At 30.2% G+C, this 2607-nt stretch carries 3 protein-coding genes; 2 read left to right on the forward strand and 1 reads right to left on the reverse strand.

Translation table 11 applies throughout. The features are described 5' to 3' along the window. The first annotated feature begins 257 nt into the window (after nt 1-257). Entirely contained in the window at nt 258-1019 is a 762-nt protein-coding gene (locus tag ACLR9T_RS13775) for a metallophosphoesterase (protein ID WP_008787296.1), read from the forward strand. Next, a complete protein-coding gene (locus ACLR9T_RS13780; protein ID WP_413110065.1) occupies nt 1016-1828 on the forward strand; it encodes a MurR/RpiR family transcriptional regulator in 813 nt (270 codons plus the stop codon). The genes ACLR9T_RS13775 and ACLR9T_RS13780 overlap by 4 nt, the downstream gene beginning before the upstream one ends. Nucleotides 1829-1835: 7 nt before the next feature. Here ACLR9T_RS13780 and ACLR9T_RS13785 read toward each other — a convergent pair. Next, on the reverse strand, nt 1836-2607 hold a 772-nt coding region (locus ACLR9T_RS13785; protein WP_413110066.1), incomplete at its 5' end, for a metallophosphoesterase.

Below are 2607 nucleotides of genomic sequence, written 5' to 3' on the forward strand. Positions count from 1 at the left end.
ATTATATATTGAACACATTTGAAGTTGATGATGTGCCTCAAGTTCCATCAATTGATGATTACACATTATATTACACAATACCAACTATTGAACCAATGGGTACAGTTGTAATTCGATTCCAAGTACAAGTGAGAGAGTAATTATAGAAAGATTCACTGTCATCAGTGAATCTTTTGCCTGTATAATTTTTTAAAATGTGAGTGGCTTTGGTTTATTAAAAAAAATAATTATGGTAAAATATAATAGGGTGATGATATATGGAAAAAAGAATATTTGTTATATCAGATCTTCATGGTCAATTTGTATTATTACAATTATTATTAGATCGCATTGGTTTTAATGATAATGATGAATTATATATATTAGGTGATATTATGGATCGTGGTCCTAATAGTATAGATATTTACTATTTTGTACAGGCAATGGATAATATTCATATGATTAAGGGTAACCATGAAATTATGATGCGTCAGTCTATGCAAACAGCATTGAAATATAATGATTTGGATTCAGAAAGATCAAATCCTTATCGTTTATGGAAACAAAATGGTGCACAGAAAACAGTGAATAGTATCAGAGAGTACCTTCAAAAAGATTGCATTCCTTATGAAGAATATTTTGATCTTAAACAAATGTTTATAAAAGAAGTTATTGCTTTTATTGATTCATTACCAAGTTATATAGAGTTAGATTTAAATGATAAACATTATGTTCTGGTTCATGCAGGTGTTGATCCAGAAATTCCTTTAGAAGAGAATAATGAGGATATACTTGCTTGGATTCGAGAATATTTCTACTTAAATGAAGCAAATCCTAATTATACATACATTTTTGGTCATACCCCTTGTTGTTTTATTAATGATGACCATTCATTTGATATATGGCATGATCCTGATTATCACAATAAGATTGCTATTGACGGGGGATTAGCAGTTGGAAATAAAGGACAGCTTAACTGTTTATGTTTAACAACAGGTGAAGTGACAGTCATCAAGTATGAGGAGGGGCAGCCTAAGTGAGAAGTGCATTTTACAACTTAATTAATTTTATCAACATGACAAATGTGCATGATGTTTATTGGGGAGCTGCAAAAAAAATCCTTCAAAATATATATCAAATTCCACAGAGTACAATTACGGAAGTCGCTGATATGTGTTATGTGTCAACTGCAACGATTTCTCGTTTGTGTAGAAAACTTAATTATGAATCTTTTGCTGATTTCAAGAATGATGTCACAATGAATTTGAATTTCTTTAATCAGGATTCTAAACGTTTATTGTTTGATCATCAGTTACCAGCAAGAGAAAAAATTAATGAAGGAAAAGAAATTTTTAAAGATCACTTTCAAAATATTATTCATAATCTACAAGATACATATGACAATATTCAGTATGAAGATTTAATGAAAGTTGTTGATAAAATTCATGAGTCACAAAGAATTTGTTTTGCAGGAAATTTCTTTACTCAATCTGTTTCTATGCAATTACAAATTGCCTTATCATATTTAGGAAAAGATTGTACTGCTATGTATCCTTTAGAACAGCAAAAAGAGATATATAAATCATTGGATTGTAATGATTTAATTATCGTTTCTTCAATTGCAGGAGGATTCTTCCAAGATCATCCTGATGCTATGAGAGCATTAATGAAAACTCCAGCCTATATTATTGTTATCACACAACTTGAAGAATTCTCATTTAGTGATAGAGTAGATATGATCTTACGAGTTGGAAACAATCATTATTCTTTAATTGGCAAATTTTCTATAACTTATATTTTTGAAGTTTTAGAAGCTTTATATCATTTACAATATGGAACAAGAAAGTAGCAACTCTCTAGTGGGAGTTGCTACTTGTATTTAAAGTAATAAAATTAATTTCATTTCTTGCAAGAAACTTATATGGAAATGATGCAGGTCCATGGAAACCATTAGAGACAAGTAAAACTGAATTTGATTCTTCATAAATTCCATGATTATATATTTTGGCATTATCAGGAGCAAGTAAAGCACCATAATAAGGTATATAAATTGAACCGCCGTAACTATGTCCAGATAATTGTAAATCAAGTTTACCTTTGTGATTTTGAAAACTATCTGGCTGATGTGTTATACCAATTTTTATAGTTTTGGTATCTCCTTTCAGCGAGGAGATATCGGTATCTTGATGACATGCAAGAAGAAGAAAACTGGCTTCTTTATAATGGATTGTTCGTGCTGTGTTTTCAAGCACCTCAAAGCCACCAGCATTGAGGATTTGTGTCACTTCTAATGATGAAGAATTATCTTTTTCTCCTAATATAGCAAATTTACCATATTTGCATTCAATACTTTTTAAAGCAGCAGAGACATCTTTAGATTCAACAATTGCTCCATCATATAAATCACCACCAAAAATAACCATATCAAAGGGATAACTATTGAGTTTGTCAATCATTTTCTTGAGTCTGCTCACGCTCTCTTTATCTGTGAGATTTGTATCTGATATATATGCAATTTTAAAACCATTAAGTGCCGATGTTCCATCTTTGTTGACATAGGTATATGTGGAAAAAGTGTAATCATTTGGTGAAATAGCATATGTATAATAAGCAGTAAAGAATAAACCA

The sequence above is a fragment of the Thomasclavelia sp. genome (assembly GCF_047249845.1).
In the GTDB taxonomy this organism is placed as follows: domain Bacteria; phylum Bacillota_I; class Bacilli_A; order Erysipelotrichales; family Coprobacillaceae; genus Thomasclavelia.

What these genes read in the sequence shown, in the direction of transcription:
- ACLR9T_RS13775 (WP_008787296.1), top strand. Translation starts at nt 258, where the DNA reads ATGGAAAAAAGAATATTTGTTATATCAGATCTTCATGGTCAATTTGTA.